5 protein-coding genes are annotated in these 4,964 nt (G+C 60.2%); all 5 read right to left on the bottom strand.

Annotated elements, in window-relative coordinates; translation table 11 throughout:
* The coding region (locus tag AC1DLB_RS21055; RefSeq protein ID WP_477785578.1) for an ATP-binding cassette domain-containing protein at window positions 1-1,232 on the bottom strand (1,232 nt) is incomplete at its 3' end.
* A 65-nt stretch (window positions 1,233-1,297) separates the two neighbouring features.
* The gene (locus AC1DLB_RS21050) at window positions 1,298-2,302 is read right to left on the bottom strand and encodes a substrate-binding domain-containing protein (RefSeq protein ID WP_477785577.1); all 1,005 of its coding nucleotides are present in this window, start codon (window positions 2,300-2,302) and stop codon (window positions 1,298-1,300) included.
* A gap of 130 nt (window positions 2,303-2,432) precedes the next feature.
* Window positions 2,433-3,251 carry an SDR family oxidoreductase gene (locus AC1DLB_RS21045; protein ID WP_018926206.1) on the bottom strand — a complete coding sequence of 273 codons (819 nt, stop codon included), beginning with the start codon at window positions 3,249-3,251 and terminating at the stop codon, window positions 2,433-2,435.
* A gap of 273 nt (window positions 3,252-3,524) precedes the next feature.
* Complete coding sequence (locus AC1DLB_RS21040) at window positions 3,525-4,400, bottom strand: SMP-30/gluconolactonase/LRE family protein (RefSeq protein ID WP_018926207.1); 876 nt, start codon at window positions 4,398-4,400, stop codon at window positions 3,525-3,527.
* 40 nt (window positions 4,401-4,440) lie between these two features.
* The coding region (locus tag AC1DLB_RS21035) for a FadR/GntR family transcriptional regulator (protein WP_477785576.1) at window positions 4,441-4,964 on the bottom strand (524 nt) is incomplete at its 5' end.

The following is a 4,964-nucleotide window of genomic DNA, read 5'->3' as shown; positions in this document are numbered from 1 at the left end:
CCGCCGGACAGGTWCATGATTTTCTGCGCCGCGTTGGGCGTCTTCACCTTCAGCGCCTTGATCTGCTTGTCGGCGTTGCCCTTTTCCCACAGCCCGCGCAACAGGCAACCGAAGGTGGAATGAGCACCACGAGCACTGATGTTGATGTTCTCGGCGACACTGGCGAGCGGCAGGATGCCCTCCTTCTTGCGGTCCTCGGGGCACAGCAGAATCCCCGCCGCAATGGCATCGCGCGGTGAGCGCAGTTTCAGTTCATGTCCACGCAACTCCAGGCGTCCGGCCGTGTTGCGGGTAAGTCCACTGAGCATGCGAAACAGCTCGGTGCGGCCCGCGCCAACCAAGCCGAACAGACCCAGAATCTCGCCCTTGTGCACCTCGAAACTCACCGGTTCACGCAAACCCGGCCCCAGTAAACCGTCAACCTTGAGCGCCACTGCGCCACGCGGGCGGCTGCGGTAATCGTAGATGTCCTGAATGTCGCGGCCGACCATGCACGTCACCAACTGGTCATGGGTCAGCGCGCTCATGTCCTCGAAGGTGCGCACGAAGCGACCGTCCTTGAACACCGTTACCGCGTTGCAGATGCGGAAGACCTCTTCCATGCGATGGGAGACGTAGAGCACCACTTTGCCTTCGTCGCGCAGACGACCGATGATCGCCATCAAGCGATCGATCTCCCGCGCCGACAGGCTGCTGGTGGGTTCGTCGAACGCAATCACATGCGCGCCACGGGACAGCGCCTTGGCGATTTCCACCAGTTGCCGCTGACCGAGGGACAAGCGCCCGACTTTCTCTTGTGGATCGATTTCATCGGCCAGGCCTTTGAGGCAGGCCAGTGCCTGTTGCCGCAAAACGCTGCGATTGATCAGGCCGAAACTTGCCGGCAGATGCCCAAGAAACAGGTTCTCGGCCACGGTCATTTCCGGCACCAGGTGCAGCTCCTGATGGATCACCGCGACCCCGCTGCCAATGCTGTCGGCAGTGGATTTGAAGACCCTCGTCTGCTCGCCGATCCGCAGGTCGCCGCTGCTCGGCGTGTAAGCACCGCCGAGGATCTTCAGCAGTGTGGATTTACCGGCGCCGTTCTCGCCCATCAAGGCATGAACCTGCCCCGGATGCGCGACGAAGCTGATGCCGTCCAGCGCCTTCACCCCGGGAAAGGTTTTGCCGATCCCGTTGAAGCGCAGGCTGCCGCCAATGCGCTGTTCATCTGTTTGTACGTGTGCGTGCATAACCCACCTCATCACACCGATCAGGCGGCCCCGTCACCGGGGCCGCCAATGAAATCAACCGACCCTCAATTCCACAGGCCGATCTTTTCCAGTTCCTGCTTGAAGTTGTCGCGCGTGATCAGCGTCACGTCGTCCATGGCGGTGTATTTCGGCGGTTCTTTGCCGGTGGTGACCCACTCGTGCATCATGCTGGCGGTGTTGTAGCCCTCGATGTGCGGGCTCGGCAGCATCGAGCCGAAGAAGCCGCTGTTGGCTTTCTTCAGTTCGCCGATGGCATCGGTGSCGTTGATGCCGATACCGATTACGTTGGCGGCGGCAAAACCGGCGCTTTCGGTGGCGCGCACGCCGCCCAGCACGGTGTTGTCGTTCATCCCGCCGATGATCAGGTTTTTCGCCCCGCTCGGGAGCTTCACCAGCGCCGAGTTGGTGGCGTCCATGCTGCCAGGTACGTCGAGGGTTTTCAGGGCCGAGAACAGAATGTGGTCTTTCGGCATCCCGGCGTCTTCCAGGGCTTTAACCGAACCGTCGGTGCGTTTCTTGCCGGTATCGAGTTCGTTGAAGGTGTTGATCACCGCATAGGTTTGTTTCCAGTCCCAGCCGCGCTTTTTCGCTTCGGCGGCCATGGCGGCACCCTGCTTCTGGCCAACTTCGAAAGCTGCCATGCCGAGGTATGGCACGTCCTCCATGAACTTGCCGCCGGCATCGACGAAACGGTCATCGACAGCGATCACTTTCAAACCGTTGAGCTTGGCCTTGGCCATGATCGCCGGGCCGAGGGAGACGTCCGGCGGGCAGATCACGAAGCCCTTGGCGCCGTTCGCCGCCAGGCTGTCGATGGCCGAAAGGGTTTTCTCGCCATCAGGCACAGCGATCTTGATGACGGTGAAGCCCTTGTCCTTGGCGGCCTTTTCAGCGAAGGCCCACTCGGTCTGGAACCAGGGCTCTTCGGCCTGCTTGACCAGAAAACCGATCTTCACTTCCTCGGCCGCCAGCAACGTACTGCTCAGGCTGACCGCGGTGACCGCCAAAGCGGCACAGCACAGGGAACGGATCCCACGACGACGTTTCATAAGCTGACTCCTTGTTATTTTTTTTGAGCGTTAGTTGAAAGCCAATACAGCGGTCGAAGCATGTAGCCAATAGTCATATCGTATGATGATTGTATTTCAGGCGTAGTTTTTCGCCTGAAACCCAAGTTATTCAGTCGTGGTACATGACCGAACGACCACCATCGATGGTGATGCACGAAGCGTTGATGAATGGCGCCTCATCGCTGGCCAGGAACACGGCAGTCATCGCCACTTCGATTGGCTGACCGATGCGGCGCGGTGGATGCAAGTCGAAGGCCCGTTGACGTTCGGCATGAGGGTCGGCAAAGCCGTTCCAGTAGTCGACGTTCAGTTGGGTTTCGATATAGCCCGGTGCGATGGCGTTGACGCGAATGCCCTTGGGTGCGTATTCGATGCCCAAGGCGCGGGTCAGCCCGAGCAAGCCATGCTTGGCCACCGGGTACGGGAAGCAGCCGGGAATGATGTGAGTGGAATGGGTCGAGGCGATGTTGATGATGCTGCCGATGCCCTGCTCGATCATCTGCGGCAGCACGGCTTTGCAGCCATACCAGGCGCCGTCCAGGTCGATGGCGAAGCAACGATGCCAGTCGTCCTCGGTCATTTGCAGCGGATCACGGAACACGTTGACCCCGGCGCAGTTGACCAGCACGTCGATGCGACCGTGAAGCTCAATGGCCAACTTGGCCATGGCGTGCAGGTCTTGCTGGCGCGATACGTCGGCCTTGATCGCCACGACATCCGCGCCTTGTTCACGCCAATGCGCCGCGACTTTTTCGACTTTCTCGGCCTGGATATCGCTGATGACCAGCTTGGCTTGCTGGGACGCAAAGGTCGCGACAATCGCTTCGCCGATCCCCTGAGCGGCGCCGGTCAACAGCACGACCTTGTTTTTCAGGCGCTCACCCTTCGGCGGTTCGGGCACCGGTGGCAAGGAAAGGGGTTCAGCCATGGATCAACACTCCTGTTCGAGGGCACGACGAAAACCGGACATCTGTCGATGTCCGGTCAAAAGGCTTTTTGGAATAGGCAGGCAGGCGTGCAAACGCCCGGGCGCCGGGGCGGCCTGAAGCACTGTCACCCCAAGGGAGGACGGTGGAATATCGCTGCATCACTTCACCTGTTTTGTTTTTTTAAGTGTGAGTGCGTGTAACTGATGGGGCCGACTATAAACCCGGCCACCAACAAATCTCAATATATAATTTTGCATCCCATATTTTGGGATTTATCCTGCAAATCTCTGACAGGGCTTTCCGGGCACATCGACTCGAACCGACAACACCGCACCATCCAATGGATGGTTGAGCGGGCTCGCCGCACTGGTGATGTACAAGGTTTTGAAGTCTTCGCCACCAAACACGCAACTGGTGGGGCGACTGACAGGCAGTTCGATCACCCGATCGACATGACCGTCCGGGCTCAGCCTGAGCAAGCAACTGCCGTCCCAGCGGGCGTTCCAGATATAGCCCTCGGCATCCATCGCCGAGCCGTCGGGGCCACCCCGTTCGTGGGGGCCAAACCAGACGCAGGCGGTGTCGAGGTTGCCGTCGGTATGGATGAAATGTTGGTACAACGTACCGTCGAGGCTGTCGGCGAAATACAGGGTTGTGCCGTCGTCGCTCCATAGCAATGTGTTGGGGATGCCGAGCCCTCGAAGCAGCGGCGTGACCCGAGCATCGCGGTCGATGCGAAACAGGCCACCGGAGCGGCGCACGATCGGCAAATCTTCGCCCTGCTCGCCGATGTTGTTTTGCATGGTGCCCAGCCAGAGCCGGCCCAAGGCATCGCAGCGGGCTTCGTTGGCGCGATTGCCGGGTTGCGGATCGGCCACACAGAGCAAGGTCAGCCGAGGCTCCAGGCCGGGAGAGTTCAGGTCCAGCCGATAAACCCCACTGCTCAATGTCACCAGGGCATCGCCACTTTCGCAGGGGATGAATGCGGACACGTGTTCCGGCATCTGCCAGATTTCCACATTGGCGCCGATCAATCGCAGCGCCTGTTGGCCGGCGATATCGACCCAGTACAGCGCCTGGGTCGGTGCATCCCAGAACGGACCTTCACCGAGTCGCGCACGGTGTTCGGTAACCGCAGTCCACGTCATGAAACCTCCTTTTTATGCTTTTATGTGGGAGCGAGCCTGGTCAGCTTGCCTTCTTGTCAGCCATGACTTGGGGGTAAAACCGTTTGATCGCCAGGTCGGCGTTATCGATCAGGGTCATGCAGGCCCACACACCCCGCGCAGCATCCCGGGCGGCGATGGCGTCGGCCATGTCTTTGTGAATCGGCAAGGTGCGGCGCAGTTCGTCCGGGTCGGCGGCAGACACTTCGAACGACACCGCCAGCAGCGCGCCGAGGGCCGGGACCATTTGTTCGATGAATTGATTGTGGCTGGCGGCGAGGATGCACTCATGGAAGAACTGGTCGGCGCGGTTGTAATCGATGCCGCTGTCTACGGCTCGTTCCAGCGCGTTGTAGGCCTGAAGCACGGCTTGCACTTGTTCCACCGTCGCGCGCTCGCAGGCCCAACGCACCGCCATCGGTTCGATGGTACGACGCAGGTCAAGCAAGTCGTCGACGAAGTTTTCCGGCAAACCGCTGCGCGACAGCCAGCCGACGACTTGTGGATCGAAGAGGTTCCAGCGCCGTACCGGCAACACCCGCGTGC

The sequence above is a fragment of the Pseudomonas sp. 05N434 genome (assembly GCF_056396965.1).
The sequence above is the reverse complement of the archived record's forward strand: the minus strand, read 5'-3'. Positions and strand labels throughout refer to the sequence as shown.